General features: G+C 73.6%; 3 protein-coding genes. All 3 read left to right on the forward strand.

The genetic code is table 11. From position 1 onward, the window contains the following. The first annotated feature begins 1,543 nt into the window (after nucleotides 1-1,543). Entirely contained in the window at nucleotides 1,544-8,239 is a 6,696-nt protein-coding gene (locus IG78_RS42970) for a non-ribosomal peptide synthetase (protein WP_051853105.1), read from the forward strand. Then, the gene (locus tag IG78_RS44405) at nucleotides 8,240-15,346 is read left to right on the forward strand and encodes a non-ribosomal peptide synthetase (RefSeq protein WP_063760824.1); all 7,107 of its coding nucleotides are present in this window, start codon (nucleotides 8,240-8,242) and stop codon (nucleotides 15,344-15,346) included. It abuts the gene before it with no gap. Between the two features lie 4 nt (nucleotides 15,347-15,350). After that, a partial coding sequence (locus tag IG78_RS50710) for a non-ribosomal peptide synthetase (protein ID WP_211267716.1) occupies nucleotides 15,351-26,199 on the forward strand: 10,849 nt, incomplete at its 3' end.

Here is a 26,199-nt window from a genome sequence, read left to right on the forward strand (position 1 = left end):
ATTATCGGCGAGGCCCCTCTTGGGCGCCGGCAGTTCCGCACTGCGGACGCAACAAGCTCACGCACGAACGGATCCGCCTCGAAGGCCTGTTCGCCTTCTAAGGCTTTGGCCAAGGTTCGTGTCCCCGCCCCCGAGTCGATACCTCCGAAATCGCGCGCCCCGCGGGTGAGGACGTGAGCCGCAGGAGGATCGGGCGCGCGTCCGCGCTGACTGTCACGACTGCGGCTTCTTCGTGACCCTCACACCGAGGAGGCCGCCATCACGGGAACGTGTGCGTGGACCGGTTCAACCAGACCCTGACCGCCTGACCACCTGACCGCCTGACCGCCTGACCGCCTGACCGCCTGGCCGCCTGACCGCCTGGCCGCCGGGCCGCCTGACCGCCTGCCCGGCGTGGCGCTCCACTCGGTACGGATCCTGCTGGATGGGGTGGCTGGATGCGTCCGCTCGATACGGCAGTTCGGCAATGCGTGAACTACTCGATACGGCAAGGCGATGAGAATGGTCGACTGGCAGGTAATTGCTGATGGGCGGCTCGAATCACCCGGTCCGGTCCGGCTCCGAGATTATTCGCGGCGGATGTGCGGAACGGCGCGAGTGCCTACGGAAAGGGCGTGAGGCGACCGCCTTTTCGGCCTGCGGAGGCTCGACGGGAATCACGAGGGCTTGAATGTAAGTCAGTGTGAGCGCTCTCGTGGCCATGGCGGGGTGGATGCGCTTCGAAAGGGTCGGGAAAGGGGTGCGAAAGAGCTCCGCTGTCCTGTTGCCAAGACGCCTGAAGACTGCAAAGCGCCCTGGGTCGAAAGGGGGCGTGGACATGCCGGGCGCGGCATAACGGCAGGTCAAAAGCTTTTATGTGTGTCATAGGCACGCATGGAAACAGTGTCGTTGGGTGCGGGGAGTCTGCGGTGCCTGGTTGTGGTGGCACCGGTGCGTTACGTTCGGTGAGCCGGACATCGCCAAGGCGCATCGCGATCAGGGGGAGCAGTCAGCGAGTGGGCATCGGTGGGGGGTGCAGCAATGGCATAAGGAGCAAGGGTCGGAGACGGTCCGCCGCGTGCCGTACGGCACGCGCAGACCTTCTGGCCGCGACAGAACACGCCGTCGACTGAACACGCCGTCGACTGAACACATGCCAAGTCCCGCGCGCCTGTGGGGCGGCCCTGCCGTGCAGGCGGCAGCGGGCGGCACGGTGCTGACTGACTGACGGATTGGTCGACGGGCCGGCTGGCTGACGCACTGACTGACCTGCCCGTGCTCGCTCTTGCGCGTTCCTGACCGGTCCCGTCGTCTTGCCGGTCTTCCCGGCTGCCGGTCTTGCCGGTCTTCCCTTCCCCTCGCCCGACCCCGGCCACTCCGGAGTCGGCCCACCCGCGCTGCCGCCGACACGCGCCGGGCCGCGCCGGTGTGCCGCCACGGCGGCACACTTCCGGGCCCACACGTGCGCGGAGCGCGAACGCGCCCGTACGCACCCATACGCCTTCACCTTCATACGCACGCGTACGTCTCCTTCGTACACCCATGAACTTCCTGGAGTCCTCACATGACCGACCTGCGCGAGTCGTCGACGGCCGCTCAGCCGATCCCTCACGAGACCCTTCCGGCCCTCTTCGAGCGACAGGCGGCCGCGACGCCGGACGCGGTGGCCGTCCTGTCCTGTGCGGGGGAGGAGCTGACGTACCGGCAGTTGGACGAGCGAACCTCCCGGCTCGCCCGGCTGCTCGTCGCGCACGGCCTGGTCCGGGAGTCGATCGTCGCGGTGGCGCTGCGGAGGTCGCCGGAGTACGTCATCGCCGTCCTGGCGATCCTGAAGGCAGGCGGCGTCTACCTGCCGGTCGATCCCGAGTACCCCGTGAGCCGCCTGGAGTTCATGCTGCGCGACGCCGCGCCCGCCGTCGTGGTGACCGACACCGCGTCCGGTGGCCGTCTGCCCCGGACCGGCGTACCGCGGATCGTCCTGGACGAGCAGGACACGGTCGACGCGCTGGCGGCGGTCCCGGACGAGGACCTGGCCACCGCGCCCGGCGGCACCGGCGATCCGGACCAACTCGCCCACGTGATCTACACCTCCGGCTCCACGGGCACCCCCAAGGGCGTGGGCGTCACCCACCGCGGCGTGGCCTCGCTGACCGTGGACCACCGCTACCGCGGCGACGCGTACGCCCGCGTGCTGCAACACGCCCCGCTCGCCTTCGACGCCTCCACCTTCGAACTGTGGGTGCCGCTGCTCTCCGGCGGCGCCGTGGTCGTGGCACGGCCGGGCCTGCTGGACGCGCCGGCCCTCGCCGCCGTGGTCACCGAGCACCGGGTCACCGCGGCATTCGTGTCCGCGGGTCTGTTCAAGGCGGTGGCCGAGGAGCAGCCGGAGTGCTTCCGCGGCGTCCGCACCCTGTGGACCGGCGGCGACGTGGTGTCCCCGGCAGCGGTGCGCCGGGTCCTTGACGCCTGCCCCGGGGTGACGGTCCACAACGCGTACGGGCCCACCGAGACCAGCGTGATGGCCACCTGCCGCCCCGTGACCGACCCGCGCGAGGTGCCCGCACCGCTTCCGATCGGGCGCATGATGGACCACAGAAGCGGCCATGTCCTCGACGAGCGCCTGCGCCCGGTGGCACCCGGCGAGTCCGGCGAGCTGTATCTGACCGGCGCCGGGCTTGCCCGTGGCTACCTCGGTCGCCGCGGGGTGACCGCGGAGCGCTTCGTGGCCGACCCGTTCGGCGTGCCCGGTGAGCGCATGTACCGCACCGGCGACATCGTGGCGTGGACGCCGGATGGCGAGCTGGACTTCCGGGGGCGGGCCGACGGCCAAGTCAAGATCCGCGGTTTCCGCATCGAGCCCGGTGAGATCGAGGCCGTCCTGGAGAAGCACCCCTCGGTGGCGCACGCGCTGGTGGTCCCGCACGAGGGGCAGACGGGCCGACGCCGGCAACTGGTCGCGTACGTCGTACCGGCATCCACCGCCGCACGCCCGGCCCCGGCCGGGCAGGAGGACGGACGGACCGGACAGGGCACAACGGCCGGGCAGGAGGACGGAGCGACCGGCCAGGGCACGGAGGCCGGACGGGACCAGGGCAACGGGTCCGCAGGGACCGGCCACTTCACTTTCGGCACCGGCTTCGCGGCGGTGGAGCTGCGGGCCTTCGCCGCGCGGGCGCTGCCGGAGTACCTGCTGCCCGCGGCGTTCACCGTCATCGACGAGCTGCCGCTGACGCCCAACGGAAAACTGGACCGGGCCGGCCTGCCGGAGCCGGACTTCCGCGGCGCGGCCTACCGCGCCCCCCGAACGGAGCGCGAGGAACAACTGGCCGGGCTGTTCGCCGAGGTCCTCGGCGTGGAGCGGGTCGGCGTCGACGACGACTTCTTCACCGTCGGCGGGGACAGCATCCAGTCCATCCAACTGGCCACCCGGGCCCGCGCCCGCGGCCTGGTCCTCGGCGCGCAGCAGATCTTCGAGCACCGCACGGTGGCCCGTCTCGCCGAGACCCTCACCGACTCCCCGGCACGGCCGGCACCGGTCCTGGGAGAACTCCCGGGCGGCGGCGTGGGTTTCCTGCCGCACTTGCCGGTGACGCGCTGGGTGCGGGACTGGGGCCCCGGCTTCGAACGATTCCTGCAGGCCATGGTGCTCGACCTGCCCGCGGGCATCGACCAGGAGCAGCTCACGGCGACGCTCGGCGCGGTCGTCGACCGGCACGATCTGCTCCGGGCCCGCCTGGTGGAGGACGGCGGTGGCGGTCTGCACGTGCCCCCTCCGGGCACGACGGACGTGGGCGGGCTCATCCGGCGCGTGGAGTGCGCGGGGGACTGGGAGTCGGAGAGCTGGCGCGCCGCACTCATGGGCGAAGTGGACGCCGCCGCGGGCCGACTGGACCCGGCCGCCGGTGTCGTGGCGCAGTTCGTGTGGTTCGACACCGGGCCCGAGCGGGGCGGACGGCTCCTGGTGGCACTGCACCACATGGTCGTGGACGGTGTGTCCTGGCGCATCCTGATGCCGGACCTGGCCACCGCCTGGCGGCAGGTGCGTGCGGGACGGACCCCGCGGCTGTCGCCCGTGGGCACCTCGGTGCGGCGCTGGGCGCACGCCCTCGTGGAGGAGGCGGCACGCCCGGAACGGGTGGCGGAGCTGGAGCTGTGGCGCTCCCTCGTCGACGGCCCCGCCCCCGTGCTCGGCGCCCGGCGGCTGGACCCGCGGGCGGACACCGTCTCCACCCTCACCAAGACCCGCGTGACACTGCCGGTGGAGGTCACCGAGACACTGCTCACCACGCTGCCCGCCGCCTTCCGCGGCGGCGTGAACGACGGCCTGCTGGCCGCGCTCGCCGTGGCCGTCGCCCGCTGGCGGCGCGCCCGGGGAGTCAAGGAGGACTCCACGCTCATCCGCCTCGAAGGGCACGGACGTGAGGAGGCAGCGGCACCTGGCGCCGACCTGTCCCGCACGGTCGGCTGGTTCACCAGTGTCTTCCCGGTCCGGCTCGATGTGTCCGGGGCGGACCTGGAGGAAGTGCTCATGGGCGGCGCTGCCGCGGGCAGGGTCGTCAAGGCCGTCAAGGAACAACTGCTCGCCGTCCCGGACAAGGGCATCGGCTACGGCCTCCTGCGCCACCTCAACCCCGAGACGTCGGCCGCCCTCGCCGGGTACGGGACCGGGCAGGTCTCCTTCAACTACCTGGGGCGCTTCTCCGCCGCCTCCGACATGCCCGAGGAACTGCGCGGGCTCGGCTTCACCCAGGCCCCCGGCCTCGCCGACCTGGCCGAACTCGACGCGGGCCAGGACCCGGACATGACCGCCCCCGCCGAGCTCGACATCAACGCGCACGTCACCGACACGCCCGAAGGACCACGCCTGGGCGGTTTGTTCACCGCCCCGCGAGGGGTGCTGGACCCGGACGAGGTGCGGGAACTGGCCGAACTGTGGTGCCAGGCCCTGAAGGGCCTGGCCCGCCACGCCACCGGTCCGGACGCGGGCGGACTCACCCCCTCCGACGTGGCACTGCCCTCGGTGACGCAGGGCCACATCGAGGACTGGGAGCGGCGCCACCCCGGCCTGTCCGACGTGTGGCCCGCCTCCCCGCTCCAGTCCGGCCTGCTGTTCCACTCGAAGGTGGAGGCCGAGGCGGGCGGGACGTTCGACTCCTACCACGAGCAGTACGTGCTGCACCTGTCCGGCACGGTGGACCCCGCCCAACTGCGCGTGGCGGCGCAGGCGCTCCTGGACCGCCACCCCGTCCTGCGCACCGCGTTCGTACCGGGCCCCGACGGCGGCCTGGTCCAACTGGTCGTCGACGGCGTGCGGCTGCCCTGGACGCACCTTGACCTGAGCGGCCTGGACGACGGCGAACGCGAGCGCGCCCACGAGAGGTTCCTGACCGACGACCTCGCCGCGCACTTCGACCCGGCCGCCCCGCCGATGCTGCGCCTCGCCCAGCTCACGACGGCGGCCGGGCGCCACGAACTGGTCCTGACCGTGCACCACGTGCTGCTGGACGGCTGGTCGCTGCCCCTGCTCATCCAGGACCTGTTGTTCCTGTACGCCGCCGACGGCGACGCCTCCGGCCTGCCGCGGGCCCACAGCTACCGGGGGTACCTGACCTGGCTGGGGAAGCAGGACACACGGGACTCCGTGCGCGCCTGGGCCCGGGAGCTGGACGGCGTCACCGAACCGACGCTCCTCGCCCCGCAGGCTCTCGACGTCCCCGCCTCCGGCATCGGCCAGGCGGACGTGCCCCTGACGCCCGCCCGGGCCCGGGACCTCGCGCGGCGCGCGGGCGATGTGGGGGTCACCCTGAACACCCTGATCCAGGGCGCCTGGGGCGTCCTGCTCGGCGGCATGACCGGCCGGCAGGACGTGGTGTTCTCCGCGACCGTGTCGGGGCGTCCGCCCGCCCTGCCCGGCGTGGACGAGACGGTGGGCATGTTCCTCAACACCGTGCCCGTACGGGTCCGGTGCGCCCCGGGCCGGCCCTTCGCGCACCTCCTGACCGACCTCCAGCAGGCGCAGGCCGCCCTGATGGACCACCACCACGTCGGCCTCACCGAGATCCAGCGCGCCACGGGCCTGGCACCGCTGTTCGACACCATGATCGCCTTCGAGTCCTTCCCGCTCGACCGGGCGGGCATCGGGGAGGCGAGCGCGGCGGCCGGGTTCTCCGTCGTCGGCATGCGCACGTTCACCGCCAGCCACTATCCGGTGACCCTCTTCGTCTACCCCGACGGCCCGCACCCGCGCCTGACCCTCCAGTACCAGCGGCACGCCTTCGCGCCGGAGGAGGCCATGGCGCTCGCCGCCCGCTTCGGCCGCGTCCTGACCGAGCTGACCGCGGACGTGGACAAACCGGTGGGAGGCGTCGACCTGCTCCTGCCGGACGAACACGCCGCGCCGGCCTGCGAGGCGCACGACACCGTCACCCCGGAGCCCGGGACGACGCTCGTGGAGACATGGAGGCGGCAGGTGGCCCGCACACCGCAGGCCACGGCAGTCGTCTGCGGCGACCAGGCCCTGACCTACCGGGAACTGGACGCCAGGGTGCGGGCACTCGCCGCGGAGCTGACCGCGCGCGGGGCCCGCCCGGAAAGCGTGGTGGGCCTCGCCCTGCCCCGCTCGGCGGACCTCGTCACCGGGATGCTGGCCATCCTCACGGCCGGCGCCGGATACCTGCCCATCGACCCGGCCTACCCGGGCGGACGCCTCGACCTCATCCTCGGCCAGGCGCGTCCGGTGCTGATCGTCACCGACACCGCGACGTCCGGGGCCCTGCCGCGGCCGGACATCCCCCGCCTGTGCATCGACGACCCCGGTCCGGCGACCGCGGCGGACAGGACCCCGCCGGAGGAGACCGCGCGCGCCGCGACACCACTCCCGGACCACCTCGCGTACGTGATGTACACCTCCGGGTCCACCGGCACCCCCAAGGGCGTCATGATCACGCACGCCGGAGTGGTCAACGGCATCACCCAGCTCGCCCGCCGCGTGGGCATCGACGCGCACACCCACGTGCTGGCGGGCACGTCGGTCAACTTCGACGTGTCGGTCTTCGAGATCCTCACCACCCTCTCCCAGGGCGGCCGCGTGGAGGTGGTGCGCGACGCCCTGGTCCTCGCCGAGCGGGAGACCCTGGCCGCCGACGTCATCAGCACGGTCCCCTCCGTCTTCGCCGAACTCGGCGACCGGATGGGCACCATCACCGGACTCAAGACCGCGGTGTTCGCGGGCGAGGCGTTGCCCGCCGCCCTCGTGGACCGGATCCGTCGGACGCTGCCCTGGGTACGCGTGATCAACGCCTACGGCCAGAGCGAGTCCTTCTACGCCACCACCTTCACCGCCGACGAGGGCTGGCGGACCACGGACGGCGCCAGCGCCCCGATCGGCACCCCGATAGGGAACATGCGCGTCTACGTCCTCGGCCCCGGCCTCAACCCGCTGCCCCCGGGAACGGTCGGTGAGCTGTACGTGGCCGGAATCGTCGGACGCGGCTACCACCGGCGTCCCGCACTGACCGCCGACCGCTTCGTCGCCGACCCGTACGGCCCGCCGGGCAGCCGCATGTACCGCACCGGCGACCTCGCCCGCTGGAACGCCGAGGGACAGCTCGAGTACGCCGGCCGCGCCGACGACCAGGTCAAGATCCGTGGTGTGCGGGTCGAACCCGCCGAGGTCGAAGCGGTCCTCGCCGGCCACCCGGAGGTGGCCCAGGCCGTGGTCGTCGCCCGCGACAGCACCGTGGGCCCCGGCAAGCGACTGATCGGCTACGTGGTGCCCGGGGCCGCGGACGGCGGCGACCGGTCCGGAGCCGCACGGACCGCCGCCCTCGTCGACGAGATACGCGACCACCTCCACGAGCGGCTGCCCGCCCACATGGTGCCCGCCGCCGTCGTGCCCCTCACCGCCCTCCCCCTGACCCCCAACGGCAAGCTGGACAGGAAGGCCCTGCCGGCCCCCGACGTCACCGGGAGCGCCGCCTACCGGGCGCCGCGCACCCCGCAGGAAGCACGCCTGTGCGACCTGTTCGCCGACGTCCTCGGCATGGCGCGCGTCGGTGTCGACGACAACTTCTTCGAGCTGGGCGGCCACTCACTGCTCGCCGTCAACCTGGTCGGCCGGATCCGCGACGCGATCGGCGTCGACGTGCCCATCAGCGCGGTGCTCGGCGCCCGCGACGTGGCGGACCTCGCCCGCACCCTGAAGAACGCCTCAGCCACCAAGCGGCCCGCACTGCGCCGGATGAACAGGAGCGCCAAGTAAATGATCCCTCTGTCCTACGCGCAGCGCCGTCTGTGGTTCATCGACCGCTTCGAGGGGCCGTCGGCGACGTACAACCTGCCCTTCGTCATCCAGCTCACCGGCGCACTGGACACCCAGGCACTGGCCTCGGCCGTGCGGGACGTGGTCGCACGGCACGAGAGCCTGCGCACCCTGATCGTGGAGAGCCCCGACGGCGTACCCGAACAGCGCATCGTCCCGGAGGAGGAGATGTGCCTGGAGGTCCCGCTCGTCGAAGTGGCCCCCGACGACGCCGACGCGGCCGTGTCCGCCGCCGCCGACCACGTGTTCACCCTCGCCGAGGACATCCCCGTACGGGCCACCCTGTTCCGCACCGGGCCCCGTGAGCACCGGCTGCTGTTCCTGGCCCACCACATCGCCACCGACGGCGAGTCCATGGGCCCGCTCGTCCGCGACCTCACCGCCGCCTACACCGCCCGCGTCACCGGCGGCCGGCCCGACTGGCCCGAACTGCCCGTCCAGTACGCGGACTACACGATGTGGCAGCGGGAGCTCCTGGGCGAGGAGGACGACCCCGACAGCATCCTGGCCACCCAACTGTCCTACTGGCGCGACGAGCTGGCCGGCGCCCCGCAGCCGTTGCGCCTGCCCACCGACCGCCCCCGGCCGCCGGTGGCAGGACACCGCGGGGACACCGTCGAGTTCACCGTCGACGCGGAGCTGTTCGCCGAGGCCGAACAGCTCGCCCTGCGCACGAGGGCGACCCTGCCGATGGTCTTCCAGACGGCCCTCGCGGCGCTCCTCCAGCAGTTGGGCGCGGGCGAGGATATCTCGATCGGCTCCACCGTCGCCGGACGCATGGACAACCAGCTCAACGACCTCGTGGGCTTCTTCGTCAACACCTGGGTGCTGCGCACCGATCTGTCCGGCACCCCCACCTTCACGGACCTCATCGCCCAGGTCAGCCAGAAGGCCATGGCCGCCTACGACCAGCAGGACGCGCCCTTCGAGCGCCTGGTGGAGGCACTCAACCCCGAGCGGTCCACGGCGTACCACTCGCTGTTCCAGACGATGTTCACCTGGGAGAACCACCGTTCGGTCGCCGTGCGGCTGCCGGGCGGTGTCACGGGCACCTGCACGGGCCTGCCCACGGCGACGGCCAAGTTCGACCTGGAGTTCAGCTTCTTCGCGGACCCCGCGGAGCCGGGCCTGACCATCACGCTGGAGTACGCCACGGACCTGTTCGACCGGTCCACCGCCGAGAACATCGCCGCGCGCTACGAGCGGCTCGTGCGCCAACTGGTGCGGGACCCGTCGCTGCCGGTGGCGCTGGCCGACGTCCTCACGCCCGCGGAGCGCGAGCTGATGCTGCACGGCCGCAACGACACGCGGCAGCCGACCCCCGACCTCACCGTGGCCCGGCTCGTCGAGCGCCAGGCCGCGTCGACGCCCGACGCGGTCGCGGTCGTCCACGACAACACCGAGCTGACGTACGCGGAGCTGGACGCGCGGGCCGACCGTCTCGCCCGGCGACTCGCCGGGCGCGGTGCGGGCCCGGGAACCGTCGTCGGCCTGGCTCTGCCGCGGACCGAGGACCTCGTGGCCGGCATGCTCGGCATCCTCAAGGCCGGGGCGGCGTACCTGCCGATCGACCCCAAGTACCCCAGCACACGCCTCGACCACATCCTCCGCGACGCGCGCCCGGCGCTGGTCCTGACGGACGCGGAGACGGTGCCGGTGCTGCCCGCGACGGACGTGCCCACGCTGTTCGTGGGCGACGCAGCCGAGAGTGACGCGGACACCGCGGACACCGAGCCGACCCCGGCACGACCCGCCGACGCCGCGTACGTGATGTACACCTCCGGTTCCACCGGCACCCCCAAGGGCGTGACCATCACCCACCGCGACGTGGTCAACGGCGTGCTCCGGCTCGCCGACGTCGTCGGCATCGGCGCGGGGACGCGGACCCTGGCCGGCACCTCGGTCAACTTCGACGTGTCGGTCTTCGAGACGATCACCACACTCGCCGTCGGCGGCACCCTCGAAGTGGTCCGCGACGTCCTGGTCATCGGTGAGCGCGGCGGCTGGACCGGCGGCGTCGTCAGCACGGTCCCCTCGGTCTTCGCCGAACTCCTCGACCAGGTGGGCGAGAAGATCGACGCGGACGCGGTGGTGTTCGGCGGAGAGGCCCTGCCCGCCTCCCTCGTGCGACGGGTCCGCGAACTCATGCCCGGCACCCGGATCGTCAACGGCTACGGCCAGACCGAGTCGTTCTACGCCACCGCCTTCGCGGCCACCGAGTGGACCGGCACGGCCGGCGCCCCCATCGGCAGGCCCTTGGGCAACATGCGCGCCTACGTCCTCGGCCCGGGCCTGCGGCCGGTGGCGCCCGGCGTGGTGGGAGAGCTGTACGTCGCCGGAAACGTGGCGCGCGGCTACCACGGGCGTCCCGCGCTGACCGCGGAACGCTTCGTCGCCGAACCCTTCGGACCCGCGGGCTCCCGGATGTACCGCACCGGCGACCTCGCCCGCTGGACCCCCGACGGCCAACTGGAGTACGTGGGCCGTGACGACGCGCAGGTCAAGGTGCGCGGCTTCCGCATCGAGCCCGGCGAGGTGGAGGCGGCGCTGACCGCCCACCCGGGCGTGGCGCAGGCCGCCGTGGTGGTGCGCACGGACCGCGGCAGCACCCGCCTGGTCGGCTACGTGGTGCCGCAGGGCGGTGCCGAGGGCCTGGGCGACGTGGACAACCTGGGCGATCTGGACCTGGACCTGACGGCCCTGCTCTCGGTGCGGGACCTGCGCCGCTTCGTCTCCGGCAGACTGCCGGAGTTCATGGTGCCCTCGGTGTTCGTGATGCTGGACCGGCTGCCGCTGGCGCCGAACGGCAAGCTGGACCACAAGGCGCTGCCCGAACCGGAGTTCACCGGCGGCACCTACCGCGCCCCGGGCACCCCGCAGGAAGAGGTGCTCGCCGCCGTGTACGCCGAGGTCCTGGGCCTGGACCGGGTCGGCGTCGACGACGACTTCTTCGCCATCGGCGGCGACAGCATCCGCTCCATCCAGGTCGTCTCGCGGGCCCGCGCCCAGGGCGTCGAGGTCACGCCGCGACAGATCTTTGAGTGCCGCACGGTGGCGGAGCTGGCCGAGGCCGCCGCGAGCGGCCCGACGGGACCGGTCCTGGAGGAGTGGGAGGGCGGCGGCGCCGGCTTCGTACCGCTGCTGCCGATCGGGCACTATCTGCGCGACCTCGGCCCCGCGAGCCGCCGGTTCACCATGTCGATGGTCGTGGACCTGCCCGTCGGCATCGACGAGGGCGGCCTCGTGGCCGTGCTCGGCGCGGTCTTCGACCGCCACGACGCCCTGCGCTCGCGTCTCGTCGTCGGGGAGCGGACCGGTCTCGAAGTGGCGGAGCCGGGCGCGGTGGACGTCGCCACGCTGCTCCGCCGCGTCGCCACCGACGGCGTCCGGGGGGAGGCGTGGCGGGCCCGGGCCGCCGCCGAACTCGACGCCGCCGCGGGCGAGCTGGACCCCGAGCGCGGGGTGATGGCCCGGTTCGTGTGGTTCGACGCGGGCGCGGAAACGGCCGGACGCCTGATCATCCTCCTGCACCACTGGGTGGTCGACGGCGTGTCCTGGCGCATCCTGCTGCCCGACCTCGCCGAGGCGTGGCAGCACGTGCGCGAGGGCCGCACGCCGCGGCTCGCACCGGTCGCCACCTCGCTGCGGCGCTGGGCGCACGCCCTGGAACAGGAGGCGACCGACGCGCGGCGCACGGCCGAACTCGCCCTGTGGGAGGACATCGTCGCCGGGCCGGACCCCGCACTCGGCGCGCGCCCCTTCGACCCGGCCGTCGACGTGCAGGCGACGGTCGAGCACGTCTCCCTCGACCTGCCCGCGTCCGTCACCCGACCGCTCCTGACGACCCTCCCGGCCGCCTACCGGGGCGGTGTCAACGACGGTCTGCTCACCGCGCTCGCCCTGGCCATGGCGCGGTGGCGCGCGGCGCGCGGTGAGGCGGAACCCTCGCTGCTGCTGCGCCTGGAGGGCCACGGCCGCGAGGAGGACGTGGTGCCGGGCGCGGACCTGTCCCGTACGGTCGGCTGGTTCACCAGCATGTACCCCGTCCGCCTCGACGTGTCCGGGGTGGATCTCGACGAGGCGCTCGCCGGCGGCCCCGCCGCCTCGGACGCGGTCAAGGCCGTCAAGGAACAGCTCCTCGCCGTCCCGGACAAGGGCCTCGGCTACGGCATGCTGCGCCACCTCAACCCCGGGACGGCCGAAATCCTGGCGCGGTACGGGAACGGGCAGGTCGCCTTCAACTACCTGGGCCACTACGCGGGCGCCACGGCCGTGCCGGAGCACCTGCGCGGCGCGGGCTTCACCCAGGCGGACGGCACCACGGAGCTGCTCGCCGACCTGGACGCGGACATGCCCGCCCTCGCGTCGGTGAGCGTGACCGCCTACGTCACCGACACCCCCGACGGGCCCCGGCTGGCCGGCCGCCTGGACTACCCCACCGGACTGCTGTCCCGCGCGGACGTGGAGGAGCTGGCCGCCCTGTGGCGCACGGCGCTCCAGGGCCTCGCCCGGCACGCCGTCTCCGCGGACGCGGGCGGTCTGACGCCGTCCGACGTGCCCCTGGTGCCCGTCGGCCAGGCCGAGCTCGACACCTGGCAGGAGCGCTGCCCCGGCCTGGTGGACGTATGGCCGCCGACCGCCATGCAGGAAGGTCTGCTCTTCCACGCCGAGATGGCCGGAGCGTCCTTCGACGTCTACCAGATGCAGCTCACCCTCCACCTGTCCGGACACCTCGACGTGGCCCAACTGCGCGCGGCCGGCCAGGCCCTCCTGGACCGGCACGCCGGCCTGCGCACCGCCTTCGTCAGGGGTGACAACGGCCGGTACGTCCGGCTCGTCCAGGAGAACGTCGCCCTGCCCTGGGCCGGCCACGACCTCGGTGGCCTCGGCGAGACCGACCGCGAGCGGGAACGCGCCGCGCTCCTGGCCCAGGACCACGTCACCCACTTCGACCCGGCCCGGGCGCCGCTGCTGCGCATGTCCCTGGTCGAGCTGGGTGACCACCGCTTCGACCTGGTGGTCACCGCCCACCACGTCCTCTTCGACGGCTGGTCCCTGCCCCTGCTCATCCAGGACCTGCTGCACCTGTACGCCACGGCCGGCGACGCGACGGCCCTCGGCCGGGCGCGCGACTACCGTGACTTCCTCACCTGGCTCTCCCGCGTCGACCAGGACGCGGCGTCCGCCGCCTGGTCCCGGGAACTGGCCGGGATCGACCAGCCGACACTCCTGGTGCCGGACCCGACCGGCGCCGAGGCCGAGACCGCGGACGTCGCGCTGGCCGACGTGCCGCTCTCCGCGGCGGCCCACTCGCTCGCACGGCGTGCCGCGGAGCTGGGCGTGACGCTGAACACCCTGGTGCAGGGCGCCTGGTCCGTCGTCCTCGCCGGGCTGACCGGGCGTCAGGACGTCGTGTTCGGCACCACCGTCTCCGGGCGCCCGCCCCAGGTGGACGGCGCCGACGAGATGGTGGGCCTGTTCATCAACACCCTTCCCGTACGGGTGACCTGCGCCCCGGCCGCCACCCTGCGCGAACTCGTCACCGGGCTCCAGGAGCGCCAGAACGCCCTGCTCGACCACCATCACCACGGTCTGGCCGACATCCAGCAGGCCGTCGGCCTGTCGGCCCTGTTCGACACCCTCGTCGTCTACGAGTCCTTCCCGGTCGACGGGGCGGGCCTCAGCGGCGCCGCCGCCACCGCCGGGATCGAGCTGACCGGGATCAGCCCGCAGAACGGCGCCCACTACCCGCTGGTGGTGACGGCGCTCGCGGAGCCGCATCTGAAGGTGGGCCTGGAGTACCGGCCGCACGTGTTCGAGCGCGCCCAGGTGACCAGGATCGCGGCCCGGTTCGCGCGCGTCCTCGACCTCCTGGCGAGCGCCCCGGACACGCCGGTGGCCGCCGTGGACCTGCTCGCGGACGACGAGCGTGAACAGATCCTGGGTACGTGGAACGACACGGCCGTCGCGGCGGACCGGCGTACCGTTTTCGAGGTGTTCGCGGAGCAGGCGGCCAGGACACCGCACGCCGTGGCGGTGGTGGACGGCGAACGGCAGTTGACCTACGCCGAGCTGCACGAGCGCGCGGCCCGGCTGGCGCACCTGCTCACCGCGCGGGGCGTGGGCCGCGAGTCGATGGTGGCTCTCGCGCTGCCGCGCTCGCCGAAGCAGGTCACCGCCGTCCTCGCCATCCTCGCGGCGGGTGGCGTCCACCTGCCGCTCGACGCGTCCTACCCGCCCGAGCGGCTGGCCTTCATGCTCCGGGACAGCGCGCCGGTCCTGCTCGTGACCGATTCCGACACCGCCGCCCGGCTGCCGCAGAGCCCCTGCCCCCGCCTGGTCCTGGACGCCCCGGACACGGCCGCGGACCTCGCCACCGCCGCCCCGGCGCCCCGCACGCCCGCCACCCACCGCGACGCGCTCGCCTACGTGATGTACACCTCGGGGTCCACCGGCACTCCCAAGGGTGTCGGCGTCACCCACCGCGGCGTGGTGGGCCTGGCCCTGGACCGCCGCTTCGCGGGCGACGCCCACGAGCGCGTCCTGCTCCACTCCAACCAGGCCTTCGACGCCTCCACGTACGAGTTGTGGATCCCGCTGCTCAGGGGCGGGACCGTCGTCGTCGCCCCGCCCGGCCGCCTGGACGCCACCGGTCTCGCCCGGATCGTCGCCGAGCGGGAGGTGACCGCGCTTCTCGTCGCCGCCGGACTGTTCAAGGTGATCGCCGAGGAGACACCCGAGGCGTTCACCGGCGTGCGCGAGGTGTGGTCCGGCGGCGACGTGATGGCCCCGACGGCGGTCGAGCGCGTCCTCTCCGCCTGCCCCGGCACCGCGGTGGTCAACGCCTACGGGCCCACCGAAGCCACCATGGCCGCCACCACCCACCGGCTGACCGGGCCCGGCGAGGCCGGCGCCGTCGTGCCCGTCGGACAACCGATGGACAACACGCGCGCCTACGTCCTGGACGGGGCGCTGCGGCCGGTGCCGCCGGGTGTGCCCGGCGAGCTGTACCTGGCGGGGGAGGTGCCCGTACGGGGCGCCCGGTGAGCGCATGTACCGCACCGGGGACGTCGTCGCCTGGAGTGCGGAGGGCCGTCTCGTCTTCCTCGGGCGGGCCGACACCCAGGTCAAGATCCGCGGCTTCCGCATCGAACCCGCCGAGGTCGAGGCCGCGCTCGCCGAACACCGCCTCTTCGGCTACGTCGTCCCCGTCCCGTCGGCCGTCACGGACGACGGCCTGGCCCTCAGCGTACGGAGCCGTCTGCGGGACCGGCTGCCCGCGCACCTGGTGCCCGCCTCCGTCACCGTCATCCCGGAGGTCCCGCTCACCGCCAACGGCAAACTGGACCACAAGGCGCTGCCCGCACCGGACTTCGCCGCCTGGACCACGAACCGCGCCCCGCGCACACCGCGCGAGCGACTGCTGTGCGCGCTGTTCGCCGAGGTCCTCGGCCTGGAACGGGTGGGCGTCGACGACAACTTCTTCGACCTGGGCGGCCACTCCCTGCTGGCCACCAGGCTCATCAGCCGCATCCGCACCGCCCTCGACACCGAAGTCGAGCTGCGCGCCCTCTTCGACCACCCGACCGTCGCCGACTTCGCCCCCCGCCTCGACGGCACGACGCCCACCCGCACGCCCGTGGTGCGCGTCACAGAGCGGCCCGAGCGGCTCCCGCTCTCCTTCGCCCAGCAGCGCCTGTGGTTCCTGGACCGCCTGGACGGCCCCTCGGCCACCTACAACATGCCGCTCGTCCTGCACCTGACGGGCGACCTCGACGCCGCCGCCCTCCAAAAGGCCCTGCACGACCTGGTCGTCCGCCACGAACCGCTGCGCACCGTCTTCCCGGAGGGCCCCGGAGGCACCCCTTACCAGCACGTCCTGGACCCCGCGCGGGCACAAGTCACCCTCACCGAGCAGCGGGCCGACGGCGCCGACGCACTGGCCCGGGCCGTCGCGGAGACCGTCCGCCACACCTTCGACCTGTCCACCGACATCCCCGTCCGCGCCTGGCTGCTGCGCGCGGGCCCCGCCGACGCGGTCCTCGTCCTGCTGCTCCACCACATCGCCGCGGACGGGTTCTCCCTGGCCCCGCTCACCCGGGACCTGGCGACCGCCTACACGGCCCGCGCCGAAGGCTCCGCCCCCGCCTGGGAGCCCCTGCCGGTGAGCTACGCCGACTACACCCTGTGGCACCACCGGCTCCTCGGGGACGCCGACGACGCCGGCAGCTTCTTCAGCCGTCAGTACGACTACTGGCGCGACCAGCTCGCGCACCTCCCGCAGAGCGTCACCCTGCCCGCCGACCGCCCCCGCCCGGCCGTGCTCGACCACAGCGGCGACCTGCTCACGTTCACCGTGGACGCCGAACTGCACCGCGGGATCCTGGAGCTGGCACGGTCCGCGGGCGCCACGCCCTTCATGGTGCTGCACGCCGCCATGGCCGCCCTGCTGACCCGGCTCGGCGCGGGCGACGACATCCCCCTCGGCAGCGGCATCGCGGGCCGCCCCGACGACAGTCTCCAAGACCTCGTCGGCATGTTCGTCAACCTCCAGGTGATCCGCACGGACACCTCCGGCGACCCGACCTTCGCGGAACTGCTCGGCCGGGTACGCGAGACCAGCCTGTCGGCCCTCGCCCACCAGGACATCCCTTTCGACGCCCTGGTGGAGAAGCTCAACCCGGAGCGCTCCAGCTCCCACCACCCGCTGTTCCAGATCAGCCTGGTCCTCCAGAACGACGGGCGCGCCGACTTCGACCTGCCCGGCCTGCGGGTCCGCGTCGAAGGCGCGCCCACCGGCACCGCGCGCTGCGACCTCGTACTGAGCTTCGACGAGTCGTACGAGAACGGCACCACACCCGCGGGCATCGAGGTCTCCGCCGAGTACTCGACCGAGCTGTTCGACGCCGCGACCGTCGAGACCGCCTTCGGGCGCCTGCGGCGGCTCCTCACCGCGGCGGTCGCCGACCCCGGGCAGCGCATCAGCAGGACCGATCTCCTCACCGCCGCCGAACACGAGCGGCTGCTCGCCGGACACGCACACGACGAACCGACCGTCGACGTGACCACGTTTCCCGCGCTGTTCCAGGCGCGGGTACGGGCGGCGCCGCAGTCCCCGGCCGTGGAGTCGGCCGACCACGCATGGACGTACGCGGAGCTGAACGCGCGGGCCAACCGCGTCGCCCACTGGCTGGGCGCCCGAGGCATCGGCCCGGAGCAGCCGGTGGCCGTGGCCCTGCCGCGCGGCACTGACCAGGTCGCCGTCGCCCTGGGCGTGCTGAAGGCCGGCGCGGCCTACATGCCCATCGACCTCGACTACCCTGCCGACCGCGTCACGTACATGGTCACCGACGCCGCCCCCGCGGTGCTCCTGACCACCCGGGCGGCGGCCGGCGACCTGCCCGCGGACCTGCCCGCCGACGTCGTCGCCATCGACGTGCCGGAGGTCGCCGAGGCCTGGCGCGAGGGCCCCGACATCGACCCCGCCGTGCCGCTGCGCCCGGCCCACCCGGCCTACGTCATCTACACGTCGGGTTCCACCGGCCGCCCCAAGGGGGTCGCCGTCACGCACACCGGGCTGGCCGCCCTGAGCGCGACCCATGTGGCGCGCTTCGCCGTCACCGAGGACTCCCGGGTCCTGCAGAGCGCGTCCCCGAGCTTCGACGCGGCCTTCTGGGAACTGGTGATGGCCCTGACCACCGGCGCCACCCTGGTCGTGCCGTCGCAGGCGCGCCCGGTGGCCGGCGAGCTGGCCCGGGCGCTGGCCGAGCACCGTGTCACGCACGCCACCATCCCGCCGAGCGTGCTCGGCACGCTGCCCGACGACGCGCCGCGTACCCTGTCCGGGCTGCGCGTCCTCGCCGTCGCGGGCGAGGCCTGCCCGCCGGCGCTGGCCGCGCGCTGGGCGCCGGGGCGCACCCTCGTCAACGCCTACGGCCCCACCGAGACCACGGTCTGCGCGTCCGCGAGTGCCCCGCTCACCGGGGACCGGGTCCCCATCGGCACGGCCGTCACCGACACCCGGCTGCTGGTCCTGGACACCCGCCTGGCCCCGGTGCCGCCGGGAGCCCCCGGCGAACTGTACGTCGCGGGCCCCGGACTGGCGCGCGGCTACCTGGGCCGCACCGACCTGACCGCGGCCCGCTTCACCGCCGACCCCTACGGCCCGCCCGGCACCCGCATGTACCGCACCGGAGACGTGGTGCGCGAGGGCGCCGACGGCCAGTTGGAGTACCTGGGCCGCAGCGACGACCAGGTCAAGGTGCGCGGCCTGCGCATCGAACCGGGCGAGATCGAGGCCGTGCTCGGCGAGCACCACGGGGTGGCCCGGGTCGCCGTGGTCGTCCGCGAGAACAGGGGAGCGGCCCAACTGGTCGGCTACGTCGTCCCCACCGGCACCGGCACCGGCACGGACGCCGACATCGACCTGGCGGCCGGAGTCTCGGCCAAGGACCTGCGCGCGTTCGCCGCCCGCCGCCTGCCCGACTTCATGGTGCCGTCGGCCTTCGTCCTCCTCGAGGCCCTGCCGCTCACCCCGAACGGCAAGCTGGACAAGACCGCGCTGCCCGAGCCGGAGACCTCCGGTGACGCCTACCGCGCCCCGCAGACCGAGGCCGAGCAGGCCCTTGCCGCCGCGTACGCGGAGGTCCTCGGTGTGGAACAGGTCGGTGTCGACGACGACTTCTTCGCCGTCGGCGGCGACTCCATCCGCTCCATCCAGGTCGTCTCACAGGCCCGTACGCGGGGCGTCGAGGTCACCCCGCGGCAGATCTTCGAGTGCCGCACGGTGGCCCGCCTCGCCGAAACCGTCAAGAGCGGCACGCGGACGGAGCCGGTCCTGGCGGAGCTGGAGGGCGGCGGTGTGGGCTTCGCGCCCCTGCTGCCCGTCGCCCGCCACATCACCGCGCTGGGCGGCGGCCACGACCGGTTCGCCATGACCATGATGGTCGACCTGCCCGTCGGCATCGACGAGCAGGGGCTGGTGGCGACCCTGGCGGCGGTCGTGGACCACCACGACGTCCTGCGCTCGCGCCTGGTGTCCGGCGAGCAGCCGGGCCTGGAGGTGGCCGCGCCGGCCACGGTCGACGTGGCGGCCCTCATCCGCCGCGTGCCCTGCGCGGGCACCTGGCAGGAGGACACCTGGCGGCGGCGCGCCACCGCCGCGCTCGACGCGGCCACCGGCGAACTGGACCCCACAGCCGGGGACATGGCCCGCTTCGTGTGGTGTGACGCCGGACCGGAGATCGCGGGACGTCTCGTCATCGTCCTGCACCACCTGGTCGTGGACGGTGTGTCCTGGCGCGTCCTGCTGCCCGACCTCGCCCGGGCCTGGGCACACGTCCGCCAGGGCCGGGCCCCCGAACTCGCCCCCGTCGGCACCTCCGTACGCCAGTGGGCACACGCCCTGACCGAGGAGGCGGCACGCCCGGAACGGGTCGCGGAGCTGGAACTGTGGCGCGCGGTGGTCGAAGGACCGGACCCGCTGCTCGGCTCCCGCCCCCTCGACCCGGCCGTGGACGTGCGCGCGACCATGGACACGGTCGAGCTGCGGCTGCCCGCGGACGTGACCGGGACACTGCTGACGGCGGTCCCCGCCGCCTTCCACGGCGGCGTCGACGACGGGCTGCTCACCGCGCTGGCGCTGGCCGTGGCGCGATGGCGCACGACACGCGGCGTGACGGAGGCCTCCCTGCTGTTGCGCCTGGAGGGCCACGGCCGTGAGGAGGGCGTGGTCCCGGGGGCGGACCTGTCCCGTACGGTCGGCTGGTTCACCAGCATGTACCCCGTCCGCCTCGACGTCACCGGCTGCGACCTGGACGAGGCCCTCGCCGGCGGCGCAGCGGCGGGCGACGCCGTCAAGGCCGTCAAGGAACAACTGCTCGCCCTTCCGGACAAGGGCATCGGCTACGGCCTGCTGCGCCACCTCAACCCCGAGACCGCGCCGGTCCTCGGTGCGCACGAGGCCGGGCAGGTCACCTTCAACTACCTGGGCCGGTTCACCGCGCAGGACGAGCCGGACCAGCCGGGCGCCGGTTTCACGTCCGTCACGGACGGTGAGGACCTCACCGCCGGCCTCGACGCCGACATGCCGGCCCTCGGCACGCTGGAAATCAACTCCTATGTCGTGGACGGCCCGCACGGCCCGCGGCTGACGGCCGAGTTCGGCTTCCCCGCCGGGCTGCTCACGCGCGAGGAGGTCGCGGAACTGGTCACGCTGTGGCGGACCGCCCTGGAGGGCCTGGCCCGGCACGTGGCCGAGCCCGGCGCGGGCGGCCGCACACCGTCGGACGTCCCTCTGGTCGACGTCACCCAGAGCGACCTCGAGAACTGGGAGGAGCGCCACCCGGGCCTCGTGGACGTGTGGCCGCTGACCCCGGCACAGTCCGGGATCCTCTTCCACAGCATGCTGGCGGACACCTCCTTCGACGCCTACCACATGCAGTTCGTGTTCCACCTGTCCGGTGCCGTGGAGCCGGGCCGCATGCGGAGCGCCGCCCAGGGCCTCCTCGACCGCTACGCCAACCTGCGCACCGCCTTCGTCACCTCCTCCGCGGGTGAGCAGGTGCAACTGGTGCTCGCCCACGTCGACCTGCCGTGGCGGCTCGTGGACCTGCGCTCCGTGCCCGACGCGGACCGGGACGAGCAGTTCGAGCGACTCGTCGCCGACGACGGGTCGCGCCACTTCGACCCGGCCCTCGCGCCGCTGCTGCGGATGACGCTGGTCCTGACGGGCGAGAGGCGCGCGGAGCTGATCCTCGCCGCCCACCATGCCCTGATGGACGGCTGGTCGCTGCCGCTGCTCCTGCAGGACCTGATGCGGGGCTACGCCGCGGGCGGCGACCTGTCCGCGCTGCCGCGGATCCGGCCGTACCGCGACTTCCTTTCCTGGCGTGCGCGGCAGGACCCCGAGGCCTCGGCCCGCGCCTGGGCGGAGGAGCTCGACGGCCTCACGGAGCCCACGCTCCTCGCCCCCGCCGCCACCGAACAGAGCGCGCCGGGGGAGGTCGAGGTCCCGCTCGACACCACGACCGCACAGGACCTCGCCCGCCGGGCGGGCGAGCTGGGGGTCACCGTCAACACCCTGCTCCAGGGCGCCTGGGGTGTCCTGCTCGGCCGGCTGACCGGACGTCAGGACGTGGTGTTCGGCGCCGTCGTCTCCGGGCGGCCCCCGCACGTGACGGGCGTCGACGAGATGGTGGGCCTGTTCATCAACACCCTGCCGGTACGGGTGCGCCTGAGCGCGTGGGGCACGCTCGCGGACGTCCTGGGCGCGCTCCAGGAACGCCAGGCCGCGCTCCTGGACCACCACCAGCACAGCCTCAGCGAGATCCAGGAGGCCACCGGCCTGGGCAATCTCTTCGACACGGTCGTCGCCTTCGAGTCGTACCCGATCGACCGCGACGGCATGGCGGAGGCCCACGCACAGGCGGGTGTCACCATCACGGGCCTGCGCCCGCAGAGCGGCACCCACTACCCGGTCACCGTGTTCGGCGTGGCCGAGCCGCGGCTGCGGGTGGCCCTGCAGTACCAGGGCGACCTGTTCACCGTCGAGGAGGCCGAACGCCTCGCCGCCCGCCTGGGGCGCGTCCTCACCCATCTGGCCGCCGACCCGCACGCCCCGCTGTCCGCCCTCGACCTCCTGGACGAGGGCGAACACGGCCTGCTGCGGCGGCACTTCCACGCCACCGCCGCCGAGGTGCCCCGCCAGACCCTCGTCGGCCTCTTCGAGGCACAGGCCGCCCGCACCCCGGAGGCCACCGCCGTCGTCCACGAGGGCGAGCGGCTGACGTACGGCGAACTGAACGAGCGCGCCAACCGGCTCGCCCGCCACCTCGTCGCGAGGGGCATCGGCCCCGACACCCTGGTCGCCGTCGTCCTGCCCCGCACACCCCGCCTGGTGGCCGCGACACTGGCGGTCCTCAAGACCGGCGCCGGCTACGTTCCCGTCGACCCGGGCCACCCCGGGGCCCGCCTGCGGCACGTCCTGGCCACCGCGGACCCGCACCTGATCCTCACGGACGGCGTGACCGCCGCGGCGCTGCCGCCGGACACCACCGGCACGTGCCTGCTGCTCGACAGCACGGACGTGTCGGTCCACGCGGCCGACGACCTCGACGACAGCGAGCGCACCCGCCCGCTGTTCCCCGACGACCTGGCGTACCAGATCTTCACCTCCGGCTCCACGGGCGTGCCCAAGGGCGTGGGCATCACCCACGCCACCGTCGTCAACGACCTGCACGGCCTCGTGCGCCGGGTCGGGATCGAGCCCGGCCGACGCGTCCTGGCCGGCACCTCGGTCGGGTTCGACGTGGCGGTCTTCGAGTGGTTCGGCGCCCTGACCACCGGTGCCGCCATCGAGATCGTGCGGGACGTGCTCGCCCTCGCCGACCGCGACGACTGGGACCTCGACGTGATCAGCACGGTGCCCTCCGCGTTCGCCGAACTCGTCGACCACCTCCGTGCCGTCACCAGCCTGAAGACCGTCGTCTTCGCCGGTGAGGCACTGCCCGCGGCCCTCGTCCACCGCATCCGCGAGACACTGCCGGGCGTACGGATCGTCAACGCCTACGGCCAGAGCGAGTCCTTCTACGCCACCACCTGCACCGCCGACCAGGGCAGGCAGGACACCGCGAGCACCCCCATCGGCACCCCCCTCGGCAATGTGCGCACCCACGTCCTGGACCCCGGGCTGCACCCCGTACCCCCTGGCGTGGTGGGGGAGCTGTACGTCGCGGGCCACATCGGACGCGGCTACCACCGGCGCCCGGACCTGACCGCCGAACGCTTCGTCGCCGACCCGTACGGACCGCCCGGCGCGCGCATGTACCGCACCGGGGACCTGGCGCGCTGGAGCGAGGACGGCCAACTGGAGTACGCGGGCCGCACCGACACCCAGGTCAAGATCCGCGGTGTCCGCGTCGAGCCCGCCGAGGTCGAGTCCGCCCTCGTCGCGCATCCACGGGTGTCCCAGGCCGCCGTGGTCGCCCGCGGCAGCGCGGGCAGCGGCCACCTGCTGGTCGCCTACGTCGTCCCCGCCGCCGGCGGCGACACGCCGACCGCCGCCGACCTGCGGGCCCACGCGGCCGAACACCTGCCCGCCTCCATGGTGCCCACGGCGTTCGTCACGCTCGACCGGCTCCCGCTCTCGCCGAACGGCAAGCTGGACCACCGGGCACTCCCGGAGCCGGACCTGGCGGCGGGCGTCGGCCACCGGGCGCCGCGCACGCCCCGGGAGGAGGCTCTGGCGGTCCTGTTCGCCGAGGTGCTCGGCGTCGAGAGGGTCGGTGTCGACGACAACTTCTTCGACCTGGGCGGGCACTCGCTCCTGGCCACCCGCCTGGTCGGACGCGTCCGCTCGGCCCTGGGCGCCGAACTGCCCATCCGGGCCGTCTTCGCCGCCCCCACGGTCGCCGGCCTGGCGGCCCGGCTCGACGGCGGCACGCGGGTCAGGCCGCCGCTGGAGCGGGCGGCACCGCGACCGGGGCGGGTGCCCCTGTCCTTCGCCCAGCAGCGCCTCTGGTTCCTCCACAAGTACGAGGGGCCCTCCGCCACGTACAACCTGCCACTCCCGCTGCGGCTGCGCGGCGAGCTGGACACCGGCGCGCTCACCGCGGCCGTGCGCGACGTGGTCGCCCGCCACGAGAGCCTGCGCACGGTCTTCGCCGAGGACGACACCGGCACACCCTGCCAGCAGGTGGTGCCCGCCGCTCAGGTGCGTCTGGACGTGCCGGTCGTGGACGTGGCGGACGAGGAGGTGGGGGACGCGGTCGCCGAGTTCGCCGGGTACCGCTTCGACCTGGGCAGCGAGATACCCGTCAGGGCCGGGATCCTGCGGGTCGCCGAGCAGGACCACGTCCTGGTGCTGATGCCGCACCACATCGCCTGCGACGGCGCGTCCATGGCCCCGCTGGTCCGGGACCTGAGCACGGCCTATGCCGCCCGCGTCACGGGCGCCGCACCCGACTGGCCCCCGCTGCCCGCCCAGTACGCCGACTACACCCTGTGGCAGCGGCACCTTCTGGGCGCCGAGGACGACCCGGACAGTCTGCTCGCGGCCCAGTGCGGCTACTGGCGCGCGGAACTCGACGGCGTACCGCAGCCGCTGCACCTGCCCACCGACCGGGCACGTCCGCAGGTGACGAGCCATCACGGCGACGCGGTGGAACTGCCTCCGCTGCCGCCCGCCGTCTGGACACGGGTCGAACGGCTGGCCCGGGAGCGCGGCGCGACCGCCTCGATCGTCCTGGAGGCCGCCCTCGCGGTCCTCCTGCACGGCCTGAGCGGCGAGGACGACCTCACCATCGGTTCCCCGATCGCCAACCGCACCGACGAGAACCTCACCGACATGGTCGGCTTCTTCGTCAACACCTGGGTGCTGCGCGCCCGCCTCGGCGGTGACCTCACCTTCGCCGGACTGGTCGACCAGGTCCGTACGAAGTCCCTCGCGGCGTACGACCATCAGGACGTGCCCTTCGAGCGCCTGGTGGAGATCCTCAGGCCGGAGCGGTCGACGGCGTACTCGCCGCTGTTCCAAGTGGCGTTCGCCTGGCAGAACTTCGCCCCCTCGGACCTCGGCCTGCCCGGCCTCCGGGCCGAGGTGGTGGAGACCCACAACCGCACCACCAAGTTCACACTCTCCTTCAACCTGGCCGAACTGCCCGGGCGGGGTGTGGCAGGCGCGCTGGAGTACGCCACCGACCTGTTCGACCGGTCCACGGCCCACGCGATCGCCGACCGCTACGTGCGCCTGATCGAGCACCTGGTCGCCGAGCCGCACACCCACCTGGGCCGCTTCGACCTGCTGGAGCCGGGTGAGCGCGAGCGGATCCTCGAGGAGTGGAACGACACGGCCGTACTGAGGGCCGCCCGGAGCGTCCCCGAACTGTTCGCGGAGCAGGCGGCCCGGACACCGGACGCCCTCGCGGTGGTGGACGGCACACGGCAGCTCACCTACCGCGAGCTGGCGGAGCGGGCCGACCATCTGGCGCGGGTCCTCACCGGACACGGCGTGGGCCGGGAGTCAGTCGTCGGCTACGCCCTGCCCCGCTCCCTGGAGCAGGTCACCGCCGTCCTGGCCGTCCTGAAGGCGGGCGGCACCTATCTGCCCCTCGACCCGGACCACCCGGCCGAACGGCTCGCCTTCATGCTCCAGGACAGCGCGCCCACGCTGGTGCTGACCGACTCCGCCAGCGCGGACCGGCTCCCATCGGGCGACGTTCCCCACCTCGTCCTGGACGCCGCCGAGACGCTCGGGGAGACCGCCGGTGGCACCCGGGCGCCCGCGGGCCACGCGGATCACCTCGCGTACATCATGTACACCTCGGGCTCCACCGGTACGCCCAAGGGTGTCGGGGTCACGCACCGGGCCGTGGCGGGCCTGGCCCTGGACCGCCGTTTCGCCGACGGGCACGAGCGCGTGCTGCTGCACTCCAACCAGGCCTTCGACGCCTCCACCTACGAGCAGTGGACCCCGCTGCTCAGGGGCGGCACCGTCGTCGTGGCACCCCCCGGACTGCTGGACGCCGAGGCGCTGTCCCGGCTGATCGCGGCGGAGCGGGTGAGCGCGGCCTTTGTGACGATCGGCCTGTTCAAGGTCATCGCCGAGACGCGGCCGGAGTGCTTCGCGGGCCTGCGCCAGGTGTGGACGGGCGGCGACGTGGTGCCGCCCGCCGTCGTCCGGCGGGTCCTGGATGCCTGCCCGGACCTCCAGGTCGTCGACGTCTACGGGCCCACCGAGACCACGACCTTCGCCACCAGCCACCCCGTCTCCCGCGACGGGGGGCTGCCGGAACGGCTCCCGATCGGACAACCGATGGACAACACGCGCGCCTACGTCCTGGACGGGGCGCTGCGGCCGGTGCCGCCGGGTGTGCCCGGCGAGCTGTACCTGGCGGGGGAGG

The organism is Streptomyces aureocirculatus (assembly GCF_000720475.1).
GTDB lineage: Bacteria > Actinomycetota > Actinomycetes > Streptomycetales > Streptomycetaceae > Streptomyces > Streptomyces aureocirculatus.